16 protein-coding genes and 1 riboswitch are annotated in these 21,246 nt (G+C 63.3%); of the genes, 14 read left to right on the top strand and 2 right to left on the bottom strand.

Translation table 11 applies throughout. The features are described 5' to 3' along the window. Positions 1 to 69: 69 nt before the first annotated feature. Positions 70 to 1,614: a hypothetical protein gene (locus ACKTSM_RS12650; protein ID WP_407875004.1), complete on the bottom strand. Its 1,545-nt coding sequence runs from the start codon at positions 1,612 to 1,614 to the stop codon at positions 70 to 72. A gap of 20 nt (positions 1,615 to 1,634) precedes the next feature. Continuing rightward, positions 1,635 to 3,563 carry a beta-galactosidase gene (locus ACKTSM_RS12645; RefSeq protein WP_407875003.1) on the bottom strand — a complete coding sequence of 643 codons (1,929 nt, stop codon included), beginning with the start codon at positions 3,561 to 3,563 and terminating at the stop codon, positions 1,635 to 1,637. Between the two features lie 106 nt (positions 3,564 to 3,669). Between ACKTSM_RS12645 and ACKTSM_RS12640 the strand changes: the two genes are divergently transcribed. The 14 genes from ACKTSM_RS12640 (at position 3,670) to csgH (ending at position 20,974) form a co-directional block, all read left to right on the top strand. After that, complete coding sequence (locus tag ACKTSM_RS12640) at positions 3,670 to 4,719, top strand: ArsR/SmtB family transcription factor (RefSeq protein WP_407875002.1); 1,050 nt, start codon at positions 3,670 to 3,672, stop codon at positions 4,717 to 4,719. Next, complete coding sequence (gene metF / locus ACKTSM_RS12635) at positions 4,719 to 5,651, top strand: methylenetetrahydrofolate reductase (RefSeq protein ID WP_407875001.1); 933 nt, start codon at positions 4,719 to 4,721, stop codon at positions 5,649 to 5,651. Before ACKTSM_RS12640 ends, metF begins: the two co-directional genes overlap by 1 nt. Then, a complete protein-coding gene (locus ACKTSM_RS12630; protein WP_407875000.1) occupies positions 5,648 to 6,694 on the top strand; it encodes a homocysteine S-methyltransferase family protein in 1,047 nt (348 codons plus the stop codon). The genes metF and ACKTSM_RS12630 overlap by 4 nt, the downstream gene beginning before the upstream one ends. 5 nt (positions 6,695 to 6,699) lie before the next feature. Next, positions 6,700 to 9,339 (top strand): methionine synthase, encoded by a 2,640-nt coding sequence (gene metH, locus ACKTSM_RS12625; RefSeq protein WP_407874999.1) that lies wholly within the window; start codon positions 6,700 to 6,702, stop codon positions 9,337 to 9,339. A 283-nt stretch (positions 9,340 to 9,622) separates the two neighbouring features. Next, positions 9,623 to 10,024 carry a curli assembly protein CsgF gene (locus ACKTSM_RS12620; RefSeq protein WP_407874998.1) on the top strand — a complete coding sequence of 134 codons (402 nt, stop codon included), beginning with the start codon at positions 9,623 to 9,625 and terminating at the stop codon, positions 10,022 to 10,024. Then, positions 10,024 to 10,992, top strand: a complete 969-nt coding sequence (locus ACKTSM_RS12615; RefSeq protein WP_407874997.1) for a CsgG/HfaB family protein — start codon at positions 10,024 to 10,026, stop codon at positions 10,990 to 10,992. Before ACKTSM_RS12620 ends, ACKTSM_RS12615 begins: the two co-directional genes overlap by 1 nt. A gap of 396 nt (positions 10,993 to 11,388) precedes the next feature. Beyond that, complete coding sequence (locus ACKTSM_RS12610) at positions 11,389 to 13,038, top strand: beta strand repeat-containing protein (RefSeq protein WP_407874996.1); 1,650 nt, start codon at positions 11,389 to 11,391, stop codon at positions 13,036 to 13,038. Between the two features lie 118 nt (positions 13,039 to 13,156). Then, complete coding sequence (locus ACKTSM_RS12605) at positions 13,157 to 15,010, top strand: beta strand repeat-containing protein (RefSeq protein WP_407874995.1); 1,854 nt, start codon at positions 13,157 to 13,159, stop codon at positions 15,008 to 15,010. Between the two features lie 152 nt (positions 15,011 to 15,162). Beyond that, complete coding sequence (locus ACKTSM_RS12600; RefSeq protein ID WP_407874994.1) at positions 15,163 to 16,203, top strand: hypothetical protein; 1,041 nt, start codon at positions 15,163 to 15,165, stop codon at positions 16,201 to 16,203. Positions 16,204 to 16,314: 111 nt separating this feature from the next. Beyond that, on the top strand, positions 16,315 to 17,376 hold the full coding sequence (locus ACKTSM_RS12595; protein ID WP_407874993.1) for a hypothetical protein: 1,062 nt from the start codon (positions 16,315 to 16,317) through the stop codon (positions 17,374 to 17,376). Positions 17,377 to 17,487: 111 nt separating this feature from the next. Continuing rightward, positions 17,488 to 19,119, top strand: coding sequence for a beta strand repeat-containing protein (locus ACKTSM_RS12590; RefSeq protein WP_407874992.1), 1,632 nt, complete (start codon positions 17,488 to 17,490; stop codon positions 19,117 to 19,119). A 99-nt stretch (positions 19,120 to 19,218) separates the two neighbouring features. After that, positions 19,219 to 19,803, top strand: a complete 585-nt coding sequence (locus ACKTSM_RS12585; protein WP_407874991.1) for a hypothetical protein — start codon at positions 19,219 to 19,221, stop codon at positions 19,801 to 19,803. Between the two features lie 16 nt (positions 19,804 to 19,819). Then, on the top strand, positions 19,820 to 20,605 hold the full coding sequence (locus tag ACKTSM_RS12580) for a hypothetical protein (protein WP_407874990.1): 786 nt from the start codon (positions 19,820 to 19,822) through the stop codon (positions 20,603 to 20,605). Between the two features lie 12 nt (positions 20,606 to 20,617). Next, positions 20,618 to 20,974, top strand: coding sequence for a curli-like amyloid fiber formation chaperone CsgH (csgH, locus tag ACKTSM_RS12575; RefSeq protein WP_407874989.1), 357 nt, complete (start codon positions 20,618 to 20,620; stop codon positions 20,972 to 20,974). A gap of 122 nt (positions 20,975 to 21,096) precedes the next feature. Further along, positions 21,097 to 21,194: riboswitch (glycine riboswitch) on the top strand. The last annotated feature ends 52 nt before the right edge of the window (positions 21,195 to 21,246 follow it).

Genomic DNA, 21,246 nt, shown 5'->3' with positions numbered 1-21,246 from the left:
CCCCGTCTTGATTGTCTTGCTGATGCCGTGCCTTGGCGACCGGGCCAGGCCGCGTGTGGCTGGCCGGCTTCAGTCCATGCGTGCTGGTGAGGCGGACGCGATGACATTGCTTGCGTCCTCCTGCACAATGGCGATCGGGCGTCCGATGGCGCCGGGCTGGTCCAGCGCCGTCATCGTGGCGTAATCGCCGCTCCGCGCCCGGGCGAGGATCCGCCCCTTTTTGCTTTTCGCGATCACCACTGCGTGGCTCGGAGTGCCGCGCCTGTAGGATACCGAGAGCGTCTCGATACGCGCCGTCGTGTCCTCGGACAGGGCGTATGGCACCCCGCTCGCGTCGATCTCGCTCTGCACGGCCTCGCTCGAGACGGGCTGCCAGTCCTCCTTTGGCCGTGCGGAATAGACGCCGGCGGCCTCTTTCGACAGGTAGCCGCCATTGGCGAGGACGAAGCCGAATGCGGACGGGTCTGCGCGCAGCTTCTCGGCCATCGCGGCGATGGCGTGCATGGAATAATTGTTGCCCGCACCGCCCGCGAACTGCAGGCCGCCGGTCACCGTCGCGGGCACTGTGCGCCAGTCGAGGCCAATCGCTTCGGCGGCGAGGAACACCGCGCAGGGAAAGCAGCTGTAAAGGTCGAAATGGGCGATCTGCGCGGCGGACTTGCCGGCGCTTTCCAGAGCGAGCCTCGTCACTCCTTCGATCGCCGGCGAACGCGACAGATCGGGGCGCTCGCAGACATTGTTGTCGTGTGCCGCGGCATAGCCGTGGAGATAGATCCACTTCGCCGGAGCGATGCCCATCCGCTCGGCCTCTTCGACGCTGGTAAGGACGATCGCCGCGCCCTGATTGACCGCGTCCTGCGCGACATGCCACTTCAGATAGGGCGATGCGATCCGGTAGTTTTCATCGCTTTCGGTCATGAGGAAATCGGGACTGCGCGCCTGCGGATACTGGGCATGGGGATTGTTCGCGGCGATCTCGGAAAAACCGGCGAGCAGTTCGGCCATCAGGCTTTCATGCTCGCGCTCGCTGATCTGCCAGCGATGACGCAGCGCGTTCTCGAACAGCGGATAGGTGCTGGTCGGGCGGCCCAGCCCGTTGCGGATCTCGTATTCGCTCAGCAGCGCCATGCCTCTGCCGCGATCGGTCAGATTGCCCGCGGCGCTGTCCGACCAGTCGAGCGTGATGCCCTTGCGCAATGCTGTCTTCATCGCGGCGATGGCTTCGCTTCCGGCGAGGAGCACGGCTTTCGCATCGCCTGCGAAGATGGCCTCGGCCGCCTCGTTCACCAGTTTCTGCGGCTGGTCGCCTCCGACATGCGAATAGAAATGCTCTGCGTCGATAATCCCGATATCGGCAGCCAGCGAGGCAGGCGGGTTCCCGCAGTTTCCGAAGGGCGGGGTGCAGGGCATGGAATCGGCGAACCAGCGCACGACGTGAACCTGGTCGATCCCGGCAAGCATCTCTGCCTGCGCCCCGGTGTCGCGCACCGCACGCCGCGCCGCTTCGCCCAGCAATCCGCGCGGCGAGGGCGCGCGTGCGGGGTCTTCGCCGTTCCAGTGATCGACGCATTGTCCGACCCCGACGATGACGGGCGTTCGCGGGTGAATTGCCATGTCTGTCTCCTGCGCGCGCCTCAGCGGGTCGGCCAGATGGCGACACCGGCGGGGGGCAATGTCCGCGCCCCGATATCCGGATCGCCGAGGTCGAGCGGCGCGGTGTCGATCGCGTGGTCGGAATAGTTGAAGGCGAAGACATGGCCTGCGGTTCGGCGCAGGCGCAACCCTTCGGGGAGGCGCGTGCATTCCAGTCCCGCCTCGGCGGCGATGCGCTTGACGAGCAGGTCGAGCAGGCGATTATCGGGCCAGGCCGCGCAATAGCGAAAGCGCCCATTCCTCACGACCGCCACGCTGCCATTGTCGGTGACGAATTCGCCGTCGCAAGCGGTCTCGACATCTTCGCGCCAGCGTTCGATCCCCCAGCCATCGCCTGCCTCGCCCGCACCGGGGCGCAGGCTCTCGGCGCGGGTGATCTTGACCGGCACGAGCGTGCGCAGGGAGCCGGGGGCGAGGCCTTCGGGAATGGCGAAATCGGCGGTCTTGCTGCCGCTGCGCGGGCCGATCATCACCGGGCAATCGAGCGCGGCGAGCCGCTGGGCAAATGCCTCGCTGGCGGTCGGGAGCGAGGGGACGATCACTGCTTGGTAAACGGCAAGATCGGCATCGGGTGGCACGATATCGATATCGAGGCCTTGTCTGCGCAGCGCCGAATAGAAGGCGAAGGTTAGCTCGTCATGGCGAAAGCTCTCGCCCTGCGGCTGGATGCCGCACACCCACGCCGCCTCGTAATCGAAGACAAGCGCGACCTGAGCCGCGGCAGGCTGCCGGGTGCCCAGCTGCGCGATCACCCGCGCCGCCTCGCGCGCCTCGTGTGCGGCCTCGGCTTCGGTATCGTCGGGACGCAGCAGCCCGGCATGCATCTGCTCCTGCGCGAAAGGCGCCTGTCGCCAGCGGAAATAGTTCACGAACTCGGCGCCATGGGCGAAGGCTTCGAGAGTCCACAGCGCCACCATTCCGGGCAAGGGGGCGGGGTTGAACCGCGCCCAGTTCACCGGGCCCGGCTGCTGTTCCATCACGCCCCAGCGCCCGCCCGCGCAGCCGCGATACAGGTCGTGGTGAAAGCCCGCGATATCGGGGTGGCCCTGCCGCAGGAACGCGCGCTTTTGATCCTCGGAAAACCAGAACTGTTCGAGAAAGCCGAGCGGGTAGCTGTCCCAGCTCGCAATATCGATGTCGCGCCCGAGCGCGTGGTGATCGAACTCGGTGAAGAAGCCCATGAAATTGTGCGTGTTCGCGCGTCCGGGCGAGTGCGCGCGCAGGATTTCCACCTGCTCGGCATTGAAGCTGCGCACCTCGTCCGAAGCGAAGCGCCGGTAAGCGAGCCAGTGGGCAGGGTTCGCCTCGGTCACGGTGAGGTGGGGCGGGTCGACTTGCGCAAAGGCGCGGTATTCCATGCTCCAGAAAACGTTGCCCCAAACCGCGTTGAGCGCATCGATGGTGCCATAGCGCGCTTCGAGCCAGGCGCGAAAAGCCGCCGCGGCCGCGTCCGAAAAGCTCAGCACGCTGTCATGGCAGCCATATTCGTTGTCGGTCTGCCACATGGTGACCGCCGGGTGGTCGCCATATCGCTCGGCCATGGCGGTCACGATCCTGCGGCACTCGGCGCGGTAGCCCCTGTGCGAAAAGCAATAGTGCCGGCGCGACCCGAACCTGCGCGGGCGGCCTTCGGCGTCGACCGCCACCATGTCGGGCATGCTATCGACCAGCCATTTGGGCGGGGTCGCGGTCGGGGTGCCGAGGATGATCTCCAACCCGGCATCACCGAGCAAATCGATCGCGCGGTCGAGCCAGTCCCAGTCGAGGCGCCCGGCTTCGGGTTCGATCCGCGACCAGGCAAACTCGCCGACCCGCACCAGCGAAAGCCCCATGGCGCGCATCCGCTCGGCATCGCGCGCCCACAGATTTTCGGGCCAGTGTTCGGGATAGTAACAAGAGCCGAGTTTCAATCGTGCGACCTTTTCGAATGTTGCCCGTCTGCCTAAGCACAAGCGACGGAAAGTGCCAACACTCGAGCGTTTACACATATAAAAATATCTTTATGTGTGACTGGTGATGGCTATCGACGCGATCTTCAAGGCGCTTGCCGATCCCACCCGGCTTCGCATCGCCCGGCTGCTGTCGGCGATGGAGCTGGCGGTGGGCGAGCTGGCGCAGGTGCTCGGCCAGAGCCAGCCGCGGGTCTCGCGCCATGTCGGGATCCTGTGCGATGCCGGTCTTGCCGAACGCCGCCGCGAAGGCAGCTGGGTATTCCTGCGCGCGGCAAGCGGGCTGGCCGGAGAGGACAGCGACCCGGTGCTCACCGCGCTCGAGGCGCTGCTTGCCGCAGCGGAAAAGGCGAACCCGGAATTCGCCGCGCTGTGCGAGGACGATCGCCGCAAGCTCGCCGCGATCCGCAATGCCCGCGAAAGCAATGCCGAGCATTATTTCGCCCGCCATGCCGGCGAATGGGACGAATTGCGCGCGCTTCACACCCCCGATGCCGAGGTCGAGGCCGCCTTGGCCCGCGCCTTCGGCGATGACGAGCTGGGCTGCGTGCTCGATATCGGGACCGGCACCGGGCGCATGGCCGAACTGTTTGCAGGCCGCGCCGACCGGGTCGTGGCGCTCGACAAGAACCTCGAAATGCTGCGCGTGGCGCGCGCCAAGCTCCAGCACCTGCCCGCAAGCCAGGTCGAACTGGTCCAGGGCGATTTCGCCGACCTGCCGTTCGCGCCGGCGAGCTTCGACACCGTGCTGCTCCACCAGGTGCTCCATTTCGCGCAGGACCCCGCGCTCGCACTCGCCGAGGCGGCGCGGGTGCTGCGCGAATGCGGACGGATCGCGATCGTTGATTTTGCCGCGCATGACCGCGAGGAATTGCGCAGCCGCCACCAGCACGCCCGGCTCGGCTTTTCCGACGACCAGATGAGCGGGCTGCTCGGCGCTGCCGGTTTCGAGGCCGAGGCGCCGATCGCGCTCGAAGGCGGCGAGCTGGTGGTCAAGATCTGGCTCGCCGCCCGCCGCCCCATCAAGGCGGCGCGGTCCCGGGCCAGGCCCGAACCCGCCGCACGCCCCGGCTCCCAAACCGCGCGCGCTGCAACGCCCCGCCGCAAGGAAGTGTGATGACGACACCCACGCTCGACCAGATGCTCGATGCGCGCACCGCGCTCGGAGCGCCGCTGTTTTCCGACCTGCCCGGCGACATCGCCGTCAGTTTCGAATTCTTTCCGCCCAAGTCGGACCGGATGGCCGAAACGCTCTGGAACAGCGTCGCAACGCTCGCGCCGCTCGCTCCGCGCTTTGTCTCGGTCACCTATGGCGCTGGCGGTTCGACTCGCACACGCACCCACGAACAGGTGGTGCGCATCCAGAACGAGGCGGGCATTCCGGCCGCGGCGCACCTGACCTGTGTCAATGCCACCCGCGAAGAGGTCGATGCGGTCGCGCGTCATTACTGGGAAGAAGGCATCCGCCACATCGTCGCCCTGCGTGGCGATCCGCCCGAGGGGGCAAGCGGCTATGCCCCGCATCCGGGCGGCTATGAAAACGCCGCCGATCTCATCGCCGGGCTGAAGCGCGTCGCCGATTTCGAGATCTCGGTCGCCGCCTACCCGGAGGTCCATCCCGACAGCCCCGATGCGCAGGCCGATATCGACAACCTGAAAGCCAAGTTCGATGCCGGCGCGACCCGCGCAATCACGCAGTTCTTCTTCGATCCCGAATGCTTCTTCCGCTTCCGCGACAAAGCTGCCGCCGCCGGGATCGAGGGCGAGATCGTTCCCGGCATCATGCCGGTGATGAGCTTTGCCGCGGTCCAGCGCATGTCCGACCTGTGCGGCACCGCGATCCCTTCGTGGATGGAGGGCCTGTTCGAAGGGCTCGACGAACGCCCCGCCGCGCGCCAGCTGGTCTCTGCCACCATCGCGGCCGAACTGTGTCGCCGGCTTTACGCAGGAGGGGTGCGCGAATTTCACTTCTACACGCTCAACCGTGCAGAGCTGAGCTATGCAATCTGCCACATGCTCGGCAAGCGGCCGACAGGAACGGCGAAATGAGCGTGCGCGAGGCTCTGTTCGCGGCCGCGCAAGAGGCGATCCTGGTCAAGGACGGGCCCTATGGCACCGCGATCCAGGACGCGAAGCTCGATGCGGCCGATTATGCCGGCGATACCGGGCTGGAGCGCGACCAGAAGGGCAATAATGACCTCATCAACCTGACCCGGCCCGATCTCATCCGCAGCATTTGTGACGACTATATCGCTGCCGGTGCGACCGTGCTCGCCACCAACACCTTCAACGCCAATCGCATCAGCCAGGCCGATTACGGCGCCGAAGGGCTCGTCCGCGAGATCAATGTCGCCGCCGCCCGGGTCATCCGCGAGGCCTGCGATGAAGCCAGCGCCGCTGACGGGCGCAAGCGTTTCGTGTGCGGGGCAATCGGCCCGACCAACAAGACATTGTCGCTCTCGCCCGATGTCGATGATCCTGGCTATCGCGAGGTCACGTTCGATGAGATCGTCGATGTCTACCGCGAACAATGCGCCGCCCTGGTCGAAGGCGGGGTCGATACCATCCTGGTCGAGACGGTGTTCGACACGCTTAATTGCAAGGCCGCGATCATGGCGGTCAAGCAGCTCGAAGCCAAGCTCGATCGCGCAATCCCGCTCATGATCTCGATGACGCTCACCGACCTGTCGGGCCGTAACCTGTCGGGCCACACGGTCGAAGCATTCTGGTATTCGGTCCGCCATGCGAACCCCGTGACGATCGGCCTCAATTGCAGTTTCGGTGCCGACCAGTTGCGGCCCCATGTCCAGGCGCTTTCGGGCATCGCTGACACGCTGCTGATGGCCTATCCCAATGCCGGGCTTCCCAACGAGCTGGGCGAATATGACGAATTGCCCGAGACCACGGCCGGCCTCGTCGAGCAATGGGCGGCGAACGGACAGGCCAATATCATCGGCGGGTGCTGCGGATCGACGCCTGCCCATATCGCCGGAATAGCGCGCGCTGTCGAAGGCAAGGCGCCCCGGCGCGTCCCCGCGAGCGAGCCTGCCATGCGGCTCGCCGGGCTCGATGCCTTCGTGGCGGCGGGCTGAACGCGATGAACGACACAGCCAGCACCGCGCGCTTCATCAATATCGGCGAGCGCACCAATGTCACCGGGTCGGCCCGGTTCAAGAAGCTGATCATGGCAGGCGATTATGCGAGCGCGGTCGAGGTAGCGCGCAGCCAGGTCGAGAATGGCGCGCAGGTCATCGACGTCAACATGGACGAGGGCCTGCTCGATGCCGAGGCGGCAATGGTCACCTTTCTCAAGCTGATCGCTGCCGAACCCGACATCGCGCGCGTGCCGGTGATGATCGACAGCTCGAAATGGTCGGTGATCGAGGCGGGGCTGAAATGCGTCTCGGGCAAGCCGATCGTCAACTCGATCAGCATGAAGGAAGGCGAGGCGGAGTTTCTCGACCATGCGCGCAAATGCATGGATTACGGCGCGGCCATCGTGGTCATGGCCTTCGACGAGGTCGGACAGGCCGACACGAAAGAGCGCAAGGTCGAAATCTGCAAGCGCGCCTACGATCTACTCACCGCGATTGGCTTTCCGCCCGAAGACATCATCTTCGATCCCAACATCTTCGCGGTCGCGACCGGAATAGAGGAGCACGATCGCTACGCGCTCGACTTCCTCGAGGCGGTGCGCGAAATCAAGCAGGTCTGTCCCCATGCGAAGACCAGCGGCGGGTTGTCGAACCTGTCCTTTTCCTTCCGCGGCAACGAGACCGTGCGCCGCGCGATGCACTCGGTCTTTCTCTTCCACGCGATACCCGCCGGGCTCGACATGGCGATCGTCAATGCCGGGCAGCTCGATGTCTATGATGCGATCGACCCCGCCTTGCGCGAGGCGTGCGAGGACGTGATCCTGATGCGGCCCCCGCCCGAGGACAGCGGACATGCGAGCGCGACCGAGCGGCTGATCGCTCTGGCCGAAAGCTATCGCGGCAAGACGGCCGCCGAGGAAAAGGCCGCCGAGGAATGGCGCGGCTGGGAAGTGACCAAGCGGCTCGAACACGCGCTGGTCAAGGGGATCGACGCGCATGTCGTCGCCGATACCGAGGAAGCGCGGCTCGCGATTGCCGAGGCGGGCGGCAAGCCGATCGAGGTGATCGAAGGTCCGCTGATGGACGGCATGAACGTGGTCGGCGACCTGTTCGGCAGCGGCAAGATGTTCCTGCCGCAAGTGGTCAAGTCGGCGCGGGTCATGAAGAAGGCGGTCGCCCATCTCATCCCTTTCATCGAGGAGGAAAAGGAGCAGGGCGCCCGCGCCAAGGGCACGATCGTGATGGCGACGGTAAAGGGCGATGTCCACGATATCGGCAAGAACATCGTCGGGGTGGTGCTGCAATGCAATGGCTACGAGGTCATCGATCTCGGCGTCATGGTGCCGTGGCAGGATATCCTCGCCGCCGCGCGCGAACACGATGCCGACATGATCGGCTTGTCGGGTCTCATCACCCCCTCGCTCGACGAGATGGTCACCGTCGCCGAGGAAATGCAGCGCGCGGGCATGGCCATGCCGCTGCTGATCGGCGGCGCAACCACCAGCAAGGTCCACACCGCGCTGCGTATCGACCCGGCCTATGACGGGCCCGTGATCCACGTGCTCGATGCCAGCCGTGCGGTCGGGGTCGCCTCGAAATTGCTGTCCGACACCCAGCGCGATGGCTTCGTCGCCGAAACCGCCGAGGCTTACGAGCACGTGCGCGCCGCGCGCGCGGGCAAGGCGGAAAGGAAGCTGCTCACGATCGAGGAGGCGCGCGCAAATTTCTACGACGCCTACCTCTCCGACAAGCCTGCGCCCCCGCTCCAGCCGGGCGTCCACGCATTTGCGGACTGGCCGCTTGCCGATTTGCGCGACGTGATCGACTGGACCCCGTTCTTCCGAGCCTGGGAATTGCACGGCACCTATCCCGCGATCCTCGACGATCCCGTCGTCGGCGAGAGCGCGCGCAGCCTCAAGGCTGATGCCGACGCCATGCTGGACAGGATCATCGCCGAGAAATGGCTGGTGGCAAAGGGCGTGTGCGGCCTGTGGCCTTGCGCCCGCGATGGCGATGACATCACCATCCACCTTGCCGAGAAAGAGCGCCACGTCGTCCTGCCGATGCTGCGCCAGCAGGTCCGCAAGAGCCGCGAGCGCGCCAATATGTGCCTGGCCGATTTCATCGACCCCCACGGCGATTGGATCGGCGGCTTTGCAGTCGGCATTCACGGGATCGAACCGCATGTCGCGCGTTTCCAGGCGGACAAGGACGATTATTCCGACATCCTCCTCAAGGCGCTCGCCGACCGCCTGGCCGAGGCCTTTGCCGAGGCGTTGCACCGCCATGTGCGCACGACCCTGTGGGGTTATGCGCCGGGCGAGCAGCTGACCAATGAGGGTCTGATCAAGGAGCAATATCGCGGCATTCGCCCTGCGCCCGGCTATCCGGCCTGCCCCGACCACTCGCTCAAGCCCATCCTTTTCGACCTGCTCGATGCGCCGGCCAATGCCGGGCTGACCCTGACCGAGAGCTTTGCCATGTGGCCGACCGCGGCGGTTTCGGGCCTCTATTTCGGGCACCCGGAAGCGCAGTATTTCGGGGTCGCGACGATCGGGCAGGACCAGCTCGAAGACTACGCCGCTCGGCGCGGGGTCGATATCGAAACCGCGACCCGCTGGCTGCGCCCCAATCTTGGCTGATCCGATGGCTTCGCCAGGGGTGGCGGCAGCCGTCCTCCCGGACAATCACGTAGCGCTGCGTTAACCTTTTTTGCGGGTGGCGAAGCCGCTGGCAGGACGGCCTGCGCAGAGTTGGATGGAACCGACAAAAGTTTAAAATCACTAGCCAAACCGGGCGCAGATGTGATCAATTGGCTCGACAGGATTGAAATTTATAGGCATGATCACTGTTCGTGGTCGTTAACTTTGTTTTGGCTGTCCACGGGGGCAGGGGGGAAAATTGCTGAATCTGGGAAAATACGTATTGGCTGCAGGCCTGGGGGTGCTCGTCGCGATCCCCGCGTCAGCGCAGGATCTCGTGCACGAACCGCTTAGTCCGACCTTTGGCGGAAATCCGTTCAACTCCAATCACATACTTGGCATCGCCAACGCCCAGAACAACACCACCGATCCCAATGCGGTCGATCGCAACAACCAGTCGAGCATCTTTGCCCGGCAACTCGAATCGCGGCTGCTCTCGGCGCTGTCGTCGCAGATCGTCGACGCGATTTTCGGCGAAAATCCGCAGGAATCGGGCACCATCACGTTTGGCGGGCAGACGATCGAATTCTTCCGTTCGCTCGATTCGGTGACGCTGATCATCCGCAATGACGACACCGGCGATGAAACCCGCATCGTCATTCCTCTCTTCATCGAGGTGAACTGATGCGGATCGCGGCAAAGATTTCGCTCCTGGCGGCGCTTGCGCTTGGCCTTGGGGGCTGCATGAGCCTTGGCGATGACGGGCGCGACCTGCTGCCCGAAGACACCAGTCTCGCCTATTTCCCGAAGAAGACGCAGACGCAGAACCTGCTCAACCAGCTTCCCGCGCCGCAACGCCAGGTCGCGATCGCAGTTTATGGCTTCACCGACCAGACCGGCCAGTTCCGTCCGACCAATACCGGACAGACCCTGTCGCGCGCGGTGACGCAAGGCGCGGGTTCGATCCTGGTCAAGGCGCTGCAGGATGCCGGCAACCGCCAGTGGTTCACCGTGGTCGAGCGCGAGCGGCTAGATAACCTCCTCAAGGAGCGCCAGATCATCGGCGAGATGCGCCGGCGCTATCTGGGCGAGGAGCAGACCGATCCCAACGCGCTGCCCGCTCTGCTGTTTGCCGGCGTGCTGCTCGAAGGCGGGATCATCGGATATGACACCAACACCGTCACCGGCGGGGCCGGCGCGGCGTTCCTGGGCATCGGCGCGCGCACCGAATACCGCCAGGACACGGTGACCGTCTATCTTCGCGCGGTCTCGGTGCGCACCGGCGAGGTGCTTACCAATATCCAGACATCCAAGACCATCGCCAGCCAGGCGATCGGTGCCAATGCCTATCGCTTCGTGGCGTTCCGCGAATTGCTCGAAGCCGAGTGGGGCATCACCGCCAACGAACCCGACCAGGTCGCGCTCCAGCAGGCGATCGAGAAAGCGGTCTATGGCCTCGTGCTCGAAGGGGTTGACCTGGGGCTGTGGCGGTTTGCCGACATGGCCTCGGCCGAGGCGCTGATGAGCACCTATCGCGCCGAACGCGATGGAATTTACGCCGCGGGCGACGTGCAGGATGCCGTCCGCCGCGCCGGCTCTCTGACCGCCCTGTCGGTGGTCGAAAGCGAAGAGGACAACGACGAGGGGTCGTAGTCGAAGACAAGCGGCGCGATGCGCGCACCAGGCCCCGACAAGAGGGCTTGCGCATCACCATCGCCGCAGGTGGATTCGAGGTCGCAAAACTGTTTTGCGCGCAAGGGGCAATGCTCCTTACGCGGGCAAGATTGCTGGCGGACAGCGCTTCAGACCCTGACCACGAGTGTCAAGGCTCTGTGTCCTGATCGCCGGATTGGGGAGAGAGTTCAATATGCGTCACTACGTAGTCACGGCCGTTTCGACGCTGGCGCTCGACGCGGCTGATCTCGCCCGCGGCGCGCTTAATCATCCCTCGGGCGTCGGTGCACCACGAACGACACCGCCACGGTGAACCGCAACTGACCGATACCGCAACCATCGAAATCACCAGGATACCAACGAAGGAAAATTCGTATGAAAAAGACTATCCTCGCAGGGGCATCGATCGCAGCGCTCGCTATCTCGGGTCCGGCTTTCGCGCAGAGCAATTCAAGCACTGTCACACAAAGCGGGACCAATTCCACCGTTGGCGTCACTCAGGGCGGTCCCGATGGCGGGAACAATTCGGTCGTCGACCAGAGCGCCGATGACAGTTCGGTCACGGTCGAACAGCTCGGTGTGCTGATCACCGGCGCCACCGCCAACCGCAATGATTCAAACATCACCCAATCGGGATCGAACCAGGTCATAACCTCGTTCCAGCAGGGTGACGAGAACACCTCGACGATGGATCAGTCGGGTGGCGACAACAATTCCGATCTCTCCCAGGGCGGGCTTGGCAATGCCTCGGGCATGACCCAGGGCGGGTCATTCAACCAGATCACAGTCTCGCAGGATGGCGACGACAACACCTCGAACGTGACGCAAACCGGCCAGAACGCGGTTGCAACCACGCAGCAGATCCTGGCGGGCAACAGCGCCACCGTGACTCAAAGCGGATCGGTCGGCGATGATTCCTTTATCGACCAGTCCGGTTCGGACAACACTGCGACCGTCTCGCAGACTGATACGGGGACGGCCACCACCGGCAACGATTCCGACATTTTTCAGAGCGGGAACAGTAATACCGCGAACGTTCTTCAGGATAGCTCGGCAAACACGACGCCCGGCATGTCTTCGACCATCAGCCAATCAGGCAGCAACAACACGGCCAATGTCACCCAAGAGGGTATTGCCGAACAATCGACGATCACCCAGTCGAGCGATAACAACTCCGCGACGGTGACGCAGGATTTTCGTACCAACGGAGGTGGCTTTGCGGCGGGCAACAATTTCGCGACGATCGACCAGGGCGGGGCAGGCGCACACACTGCGACCATCACCCAGTTGACGCTTTTCAACAACGCGACAAGTACGCAAACCGGATCGACCAACATCTCGACCATCAATCAGGGTGATGGAGTGGCCGGTTTCTTCACCAGGCACAATGCGACGAGCAACCAAAGCGGCGCAGACAACACAAGCACCATTACGCAAACGGGCGACTTTCAAGAAAGTTCTGTCACGCAATCGGGCGACGCAAACACCAGCGATGTGACCCAGGATTTGGTCGACAACAACGCCCAGATCGTGCAGTCGGGCAATGGTAATGGCAGCACTGTCAGCCAGACGGGCGACAACGAGCTTGTCTTTGTCGACCAGGTCGGCGATTCGAACACCAGTTTTGCGTTGCAGAACGGCGTGACCAACAGCGCCGATGTCGATCAAGACGGCACTGGCGGTGGATCGAATATCTTCCAGGCCGGCATATCGAACACCGCGAGCTTGATTCAGAGCGGCGACAACAATGACAGCGCTATCGACCAGTCGGCGTTCGGCACCGGCACCGGCAACGATGCTGACATTCAGCAGACCGGCAATGGCAATTTCAGCGGCGTCGAGCAGGGCTTCAACTCCGACAGCAACAACAACCTCGCCACTGTCCTGCAAAGCGGGAACAACAACACCAGCCTGGTCTTCCAGGAGGGCGACAACCACAATGCCAGCGTGACCCAGTCGACCGACGGCAACTTCTCGTCGGTCAGCCAATCGGGTGCCGGCAACATGACCACGGTCAACCAGTAGGACCACAGCCGGGCGGGCCCTTGAAAAAGGGTCCGCCCGGTTTCTTTGCAGAGCGGGGCGCCAGATCCCGCGTCAAGCAACCCGGTCGCGTTAGTTTTTCGACAAGGAATAGAATCCGATGAAAAATGTTATTCTAGCAGGCGCTTCGATCATCGCTCTCAGCGCCTCAGCCCCGCTGCTGGCCCAGAACAACACGAGCACCGTGACCCAGGACGGCACCGATCTCGTGGTCACTGTCGACCAGACGGGTTCGAACAACGATTCCACGGTCGATCAGACGGGCATTTCCGCACTGGTCGATGTCGATCAGAACGGCGCAGGCAACACCTCAAGCGTGACCCAGGACGATGCCGATGCGGGCGGCTCGATCGGAGCTGTTCCCGAAGACCCCGAGGCCTTCGTCAACCAGAACGGCAACAACAACGATTCGACCGTGTCGCAGACCAATGTGTCGGGCAGTTTCAACCTGGTCGCCGATGTCGACCAGTCGGGCGACGACAATATCGGGTCGGTGACCCAGTCTGCGAACGGCCCGGGCTTCACCGGCTCGTTCCGCGCCAATGTCATCCAGAGCAACGGATCAAATTCGACCGTCAACCAGAGCGGCGACAACGCCAATGCGCGTGGCCTGACCGCAACGGTCGACTCGGATGCATCGACCTCGACGATCAACCAGGCGGCATTCGCCAACACCACGCCGTTCCTGACCGCGACGGTAACCCAGTCGGGCGGATCGACATCGGATGTCAGCCAGACCAGTTCGGGCAATGCCAGCGGCGACATCAGCGCGATCATCAACCAGACCAATGGCGGGACCTCGACGGTGACGCAGAACGTGTCCGGGGATTCGGCGACCAATTACGACGTGTTCGTCACCCAGGACGGCGCCAACAGCTCGACCGTGTCGCAGACCGGGGTGAATGTTTCGGATGGCAATTTGTTGACCACGGTGGACCAGAACGGTTCGGGCAATGACAGCCTCGTCGGCCAGGCCGGCACCAACAACAATGCCGACGTCAACCAGGACGGCACCAATGGCCAGTCACGCATGTTCCAGGACGGCGATGCCAACGCGGCGACGCTGAACCAGACGGGCGACGGCAACGAAAGCGAGATCGACCAGGGCTTCGCCGGCGGTTCGAACAACACCGCGACGACCAATCAGAGCGGCAACAACAATCTGAGCCTCGTCGGGCAGAGTTTCGGTGCGCTTGCCGACGGCAACACCATCACCACCGATCAGACGGGGAATGGCAACACAAGCACCAGCCAACAGGATGGGAATAGCGGTTCTGTTCAGGTGACCCAGTCAAGTGACACCAACATTTCGGCCGTTATCCAGTCTGGCCTCACCAACACGGCGACCATCGATCAGAATACCGGGGCCGGCAACAGTTCGACGCTGACCCAGAGCGGTGTGACGAACAACGCCGCGATTACCCAGTCGGGTGACACCAACACGTCCGTGCTCACCCAGTCGGCCACCGATACCTTCATCTCGGGAATCGGAAACGTCTTTGTCGACCAGGTCGGCACCAGCAACAGTTCGACGTTTTCACAAAGTGGTGACGGACCGAACCAGACCGACATCAACCAGACTGGGACCGGGAATGTCAGCACCGGTTCGCAGGGGCTCAACGGATCTTCGGTCAACAACAATATCGTCCTGACCCAAGGCGGCAATGGCAACACCAGTTCGATCCTGCAGGGCGATACTTCGCTCACGGATAGCGGGTCGATCGACGTTCTGCAGGATGGCGATAACAATACGAGCACGATCAGCCAGAACGCGAGCAGCAATTCGATCGATCTCGACCAGCTTGCAGACGGGGCGACCAGCACTATCACGCAAAGTGGTGGCGGCTCGAATGTGGCCACGGTCGGGCAATATCTCGATGCTCACTCCTCGACCGTGACGCAGAACGGTACGAGCAACACCGCGAACGTGGTTCAGGGCACGCCGTTCCCCTGATTGAAAACTCTTCATCGCCGGGCGAGCGGGGGGCTCGCCCGGGGATCCTTTCCACAAGAAGAATCCCCAAACCATCCGAGCGCTTCTCAACGCAGTAACGGAAACCAGAATTGCGGCGTAATCGCACGGTTCAAACAAAGGGTACGACAATCATGAAAAAGATCTTCGCTGGAGCATCAATCATTGCTCTCGGCATGGCCGCTCCGGCCTATGCTCAAAACAATTCGGACGTGAACCAAGAAGGCGCGTCCAACGAGGCCACCGTCACCCAGGAAGGCGCGGGCAATTCGAGCGATATCGACCAGATTGGCGATCTCAATCGCGCGGAAGTCCAGCAGCAGGATCTTAACAACGCGGCTAACATCTCGCAGGATAGTTCGGGCGGCGAAGAATTCGGTCTCATCGTGCAACATGGCGAAGACAGTGTGGGAACCATCAACCAGACCGGAGCATCCTTCAGCAATGTCGCTACGATTAGCCAGTCGCAGACCACGATCAGCAACTCGGCCACAATCTTTCAGAGCGATTCTACCGATGGCGAAGCGCGGACAAGCCAGGCTGCAGGTTCAAACAGTGTCATCAATGTCGATCAGGGCAACTTCCTGGCGAGCGGCGGTGGAGGCACGGGCGCTACCAATGCGCGAGTGTTTGTCACACAGCACGGCAGCGACCACACCGCGACTGTCACGCAAGTCGGCTCGGACCAGTTCGCTGATGTCGACCAGATGATCCCAGGTACGGGAAACACGAGTTCGGTCAGCCAAGGCACTTATGGCGGCGCTACGAGCAATGCCTATATCCTCCAGATCGGAGATGGCGACACCGCAGAAATCGCGCAGAACAGCGACAACAACCACGCAGAGATCGGCCAGGGCGGCGGTAGCGGAAACTTCTCCGCGATCGACCAGGGTTTTGCCAACGGAACCGGACTTGGCGGCGATAGCAACGTTGCTGTCTCCGCGCAGGACGGATCGGGCAATTTCAGCGCGATCTCGCAGAACCAGACCACCACTGGCGGTATGAACAATGCTGACGTGCTGCAGGAGGGGACCGACAATACCAGCTTCGTCCTTCAGGAAGGCAGCATGAACATGGCGACTGTCAACCAGTATGACGGCAGCACGTCGACGGTGAACCAGTCTGGCACGAGCAACACTGTAACGGTCAACCAGGGCACGCCTCCGGCACCCTGATCGCATAGCCCGATATCGCCGGGCGAGCGGGGGGCTCGCCCGGGGATCCTTTCAACAAGAAAAATCCCCAAACCATCCGAGCGCTCGTTCGGACATCGAAAGGTTTGAAAAATGATCAAGGGACTTACCGCAGGAATTTCGCTTGTCGCGCTGGCGGCAGCTTCGTCTGCCTTCGCGCAGAACTCATCGACCGTCACGCAGGACGGCAGCGGCAACACCGCCGATGTTTCCCAATCCGACTATTTCGGAACGCCCGGCTCGAGCAGTTCGGACATCAACCAGGTCGGCGACAACAACGATGCCGACGTCGTCCAGACCAACGCCGGCAATGACAGCGACATCGACCAGATCGCGACCGGAAGCAACACGGCAACCGTGACCCAGACCGCCGGAGCCAGCAACTCCAGTTCGACTGTCCTTCAGGACGGGACTTCGGACAACAACACGGCAAGTGTCGGCCAGTTTTCGGCGAACCAGGCCAGCTCGAGCGTGACGCAGACCGATTCGCTCAATGGCTTCGCCAATGTCTTCCAGGGCGGCGGCGCAAATGGCCTGATGAATTCCTCGACGATCGTCCAGGGTGACAGTTCGAGCGCGGCCGGCACTGTTACCGGCGCGCTGAATGCGCAGGCATTCGTCAACCAGGAGGGCGATTTCAATTCGTCGACGATCGTCCAGACCGGTGATTTTCAAATAGGTCAGGTCAATCAGTTTGGCGTGGGCAGCAACAATATTGCGGAGATCACGCAAGGCGCGTTCGGCGGGGCGAGCAACAACGCCTTTATTGAACAGCTTGGCGATAGCGATACCGCCGAGATCGCGCAGAGCTCCAGCAACGGCGATGCCGATATCATCCAGAACGGCAGCGGTGCGGGCAGTTTCGCCCTGATCGACCAGGGCTTCAATAACGGGACCGGATCGGGCGCGGACCTCAATCGCGCTCAGACCAACCAGAGCGGATCGGGCAATTTCAGCGCAACCCGCCAGAATGAGCTCACCGCGGGCGGAAGCAACCAGGCCGACAATCTCCAAGAGAACGGCGACAATACCAGCTTGATCACCCAGGAAGGCAGCATGCACATCGCGACCGTCAACCAGTATGACGGCAGCACGTCGACGGTGACCCAGTCGGGCACGAGCAACACTGTCACGGTCACCCAGGGCACGCCCTGAGGCAACCTAAAGGCTGCCGGGCGAGCGGGGGGCTCGCCCGGCGGTTTTTATCAGCCAGGTCCCCCCGATTATCTCGTCCGCCAGGTCGCTCGGACGCAAAGCGAGGTAAAGATGATGAACAAGACGATTTTCGCGAGCGCTTCTGTACTGGCGCTTACCGCAGCAAGCCCGGTTCTTGGACAGGCCACCGTTCCTCCTGAATGTGTCGGCGTCACCGGAAATTGCTCGGTCGTCTCATCGAGCGGCACTAACAACACGGTCACTGTCGACCAGACCGGCACCGGGAACGTGTCTGATGTCGATCAGGACGGCGACGACCAGACCGCGATTGTCGACCAGGATCCCGACAACAACATCTCGAACATCAGTCAGGAAACCCCGGGCGTGGGCGCGGGCGACCTGACCGCCGATGTCAGCCAGTCGGGCGGCGGCGATTCGGTGATCAGCCAGAGCGCGGGCGGAGACAATTCGGGGATGCTGGCAGCCAATGTGCTGCAAGCCGGGGCCAGCGCCTCGGACATTTCGCAAACGACTTCCAATGTCACCGCGAGCAATTTCACCGCCGACGTGATGCAGACGGGCGATGGTCACAGCTCGATCATCACCCAGTTCGACACGGGCGGCGGCACCAATGACGGCAATCTCGATGCCGACGTGATGCAGACCGGATCGGACAATTCTTCCGACATCGTCCAGCGCAATCGCGACCAGACCGCGATCGTCACTCAGAGCGGGGATGGCGGATTTTCGTTCATCGACCAGCGCGGCCGGAGCAATTTGACCACGCTCGACCAATCGGGTTCGGACAACTTCTCCGACGTGTTCCAGGACGATGTTGGGCCGAACGGCCAGACCGCCACGATTTCCCAGACTGGCACCGACAACGACACCCTGATCTTCCAAGATGGCCGCAATGCCGGGGCCAATGACGGCAACAACTTAGCCACCGTCACCCAGGACGGCGCGGGCGGCTTCGCCACGGTCGAACAGGTTGACCAGGCGCGCGGGGACAATGCCACCATCACGCAGAATGCGGGGACGACCGGCGCCAATGCGGGGATCGTCCAGACCGGCGACACCGTCGACGGCCCGCCCGCCACCGCCAATGTCGCATCCATCACCCAGTCGGGTAGTTCCGGCAATTTCTCCTTCATCGTCCAGGGCGACACGTCGGCTTTCGGCGGCACGGTGGGAGGCGCGAACGATTCCAGCGCGACCTCCTTGCAGGATGGCGGCTCGATGAACTCGTTGATCGTGCAGGGCGGCGCTACTCAGACCGCCTTCGTCGACCAGGTCGGCAACGGCAATGGCAGCGATGTCATCCAGGGCGATTTCGGCGGATCGAACAGCGATGCCAACGTCTCGCAGAGCGGCACGAACAGCCAGTCGCTGGTCTTCCAGAACAGCGACAACAGCGACGCCGATGTGATCCAGGGCGCTGGCGATGACAATTTCAGCGCGATCGACCAGGGCTTCGTAGGTATGGCCGGGGCCGGGGCGGACGGCAATATCGCCAGCGTCACCCAGAACGGCTCCGGCAATTCGAGCGAGATCACGCAGAACCTGCTCGCAGCAGGCGGTCTCAACACCGCAACCGTCCTCCAGGACGGTGACGGTGCCACCAGCACGATCGACCAGGAAGGCAGCTTGAACACCGCCACCGTCACCCAGTTCGACGACAGCACGTCGTCCGTGACTCAGAGCGGCACCGGCAATACGGTGACCGTGACACAGGGGACGTAGGCGACGCGAACGACCATTCGGGCGGGTTCGGATGCAAATCCTCGCCTGCCCGCCCGAAACAGGCTATAAGACGGGCAAGAGACTGGAGAATTTGTTCTGATGCGCACATTTGCTCATATCACGACCGGCGTGATCGCCGCCGTGCTCCTCGCGGGGCCGGCCGCGGCGCAGACCACCGGGGTCTTCGTCGACCAGGTCGGCGTGGACAACCAGGCCCAGATCAACCAGACCGATAACGGCCAGACTGCCCGGATCGATCAGGACGGGGATCGCAACTCGGTTTCCGTAGACCAGGACGATGGCGGCCTGCACTCGGCCGAGATCGATCAGGACGGCGATGACAACAGCGCCTCGATCACCCAGTCCGGCAGCGGATCGACCTCGCTCACGCTCGACCAGCTGGGCACGGACAACCAGGCTCTCATCCAGCAGAACGATCTTGGCGGGGCAGGTACGATCGGCGCCGTGGCGCAGAACGGCCTCAACAACAGCGCGACGCTGATGCAGGACGGGTCGGACAACCAGGCCCTGCTGTCGCAGAACGGTGATGACAACACGATGACCGCGATCCAGACCGGAAACGGCAACCGGCTGGTCTGGTCGCAGAACGGCACCGGTCTGCCCGATCTCGGGATCACGCAGAATGGCGCCGGGCCGCCGCTTATCATCACTCAAAGCAACTGACGGGCAGCGGGCGGCGATGATCTGGTCCATGCGCATATCGGCACCGGTTCTGGCCCTGGCCACGCTCGGTCTTGTCCAGGCGCCCGGTCCTGCCATTGCCCAGGCAAACCTGGACGATCGCGCCGAGAGCGGAGCGGTCTTCGTCGAACAGGCTCCCCGCACCCAGGCCCGGCCCGAGAGCGGGGCCGAACAGGTCCGCGATGCGTCCTCGAAAGTCTATTTTCCCGACGAAATCACGCCCGAAAGCGTGGCACGCGCCCGTGCCGCAGCCGCGCGCCAGGACCAGCTCGTGCGCGAAAACGCGCGTGAAAACGCAGTGGCGCAGGTCTCGCAAGGCGAAGGGGCGCGCGTGGTCGATCAGCTTTCCGACGGCGATTCGGCCCGGGCGCTGGCCCAGCTTTCCGAAGGCGAGCGCCAGGTCCTGCTCGAAGCGGTGGAGGGGACCGATATCTGCGACCAGGCGAGCAACATTCCCGCGATCAAGGCGCTGTGCGATGGCCGGATCGAGACCCGTTCGGCAGAATTTGCCCGTCCGCGCGGCGCATCGGCCGAGGACCGGATCCTCGGCGGCGGCCTCGACAGCGACCGGGTCGCCACGCTCGAGGCGGCGATCAACCGGCTGGCCGGCAATGATCGCGACAGCAGCAATTTCTCGAACCAAGTGATCGCCTCGGTCGCGCTCTCCAATCCCTCGCTCGGCGAAGCCGCGGCGACCGATGAAGAGGGCGACGGTGCCGAGGACCTGTCGCAGGAAACCCAGGCGCTCGTCGCCGCAATCGTCCAGCAACTGGGCGGCAATTAGGGAGCCGATGCCATGCGCAAGAAAATTGGTCGAATTGCCGGACTTGCTTCGGTCGCCCTGGTGAGCGCATCGGCTGCTTCGGGCTCGGCCTCGCAGGCCGCGCGGGCGCTTTCGCTCGAAGTCAACGAGGCGGGCGAGAGGGTGGAGATCGAGCTCGTCGCCCATTCGCAGGTCACTCAGCAGGTCCGCTACGAGATCGAACTGGTGGGCGCATCGCGCGCGCGCCATGCCGGCAATACCAGCATCGCCGCGGGCGAACGGCACGTGCTTTCGACCTTGCGCACCAATGTCGGCGATGGCTGGTGCGCCACGGTTCACGTGACCGAGGGTGACGGGGCGCATTACATGTTGAAAGCCGGCGACTGCTAAAATTGCGCGCGTGGCCAGGCGGCGGCGCTTTTTTCTCCAGAATCTTGTATCGCGCGTCCGCGCCCGATTGACGCGCCTTCGCGCTTCGGCAAGACGGGGTGTGCCTGCCGGGAGCGATTCCGGCGTCTCTTGCGGGAGAGACTGGATTGCAGCCATGCAATACGGCGCCGAAGGAGCAACCGCCCCGGAAACTCTCAGGCAGAAGGACCGCGCGAGAACAGGCACTCTGGAAAGAGCGGCCCGCCACTTGTGCGTGTCGCCACCGAAGGGGA

It is taken from the genome of Qipengyuania nanhaisediminis (genome assembly GCF_045862805.1).
In the GTDB taxonomy this organism is placed as follows: domain Bacteria; phylum Pseudomonadota; class Alphaproteobacteria; order Sphingomonadales; family Sphingomonadaceae; genus Erythrobacter; species Erythrobacter nanhaisediminis_A.
Note: the sequence above shows the minus strand (reverse complement) of the source record. Positions and strands in the feature narration are given on the sequence as shown.

Coding starts and splice junctions, on each gene's coding strand:
- metF (WP_407875001.1), top strand. CDS start 4,719: ATGACGACACCCACGCTCGACCAGATGCTCGATGCGCGCACCGCGCTC.
- ACKTSM_RS12640 (WP_407875002.1), top strand. CDS start 3,670: ATGGCTATCGACGCGATCTTCAAGGCGCTTGCCGATCCCACCCGGCTT.
- ACKTSM_RS12610 (WP_407874996.1), top strand. CDS start 11,389: ATGAAAAAGACTATCCTCGCAGGGGCATCGATCGCAGCGCTCGCTATC.
- metH (WP_407874999.1), top strand. CDS start 6,700: ATGAACGACACAGCCAGCACCGCGCGCTTCATCAATATCGGCGAGCGC.
- ACKTSM_RS12595 (WP_407874993.1), top strand. CDS start 16,315: ATGATCAAGGGACTTACCGCAGGAATTTCGCTTGTCGCGCTGGCGGCA.
- ACKTSM_RS12590 (WP_407874992.1), top strand. CDS start 17,488: ATGATGAACAAGACGATTTTCGCGAGCGCTTCTGTACTGGCGCTTACC.
- ACKTSM_RS12615 (WP_407874997.1), top strand. CDS start 10,024: ATGCGGATCGCGGCAAAGATTTCGCTCCTGGCGGCGCTTGCGCTTGGC.
- ACKTSM_RS12650 (WP_407875004.1), bottom strand. CDS start 1,614: ATGGCAATTCACCCGCGAACGCCCGTCATCGTCGGGGTCGGACAATGC.
- ACKTSM_RS12585 (WP_407874991.1), top strand. CDS start 19,219: ATGCGCACATTTGCTCATATCACGACCGGCGTGATCGCCGCCGTGCTC.
- ACKTSM_RS12605 (WP_407874995.1), top strand. CDS start 13,157: ATGAAAAATGTTATTCTAGCAGGCGCTTCGATCATCGCTCTCAGCGCC.
- ACKTSM_RS12600 (WP_407874994.1), top strand. CDS start 15,163: ATGAAAAAGATCTTCGCTGGAGCATCAATCATTGCTCTCGGCATGGCC.
- ACKTSM_RS12630 (WP_407875000.1), top strand. CDS start 5,648: ATGAGCGTGCGCGAGGCTCTGTTCGCGGCCGCGCAAGAGGCGATCCTG.
- csgH (WP_407874989.1), top strand. CDS start 20,618: ATGCGCAAGAAAATTGGTCGAATTGCCGGACTTGCTTCGGTCGCCCTG.
- ACKTSM_RS12580 (WP_407874990.1), top strand. CDS start 19,820: ATGATCTGGTCCATGCGCATATCGGCACCGGTTCTGGCCCTGGCCACG.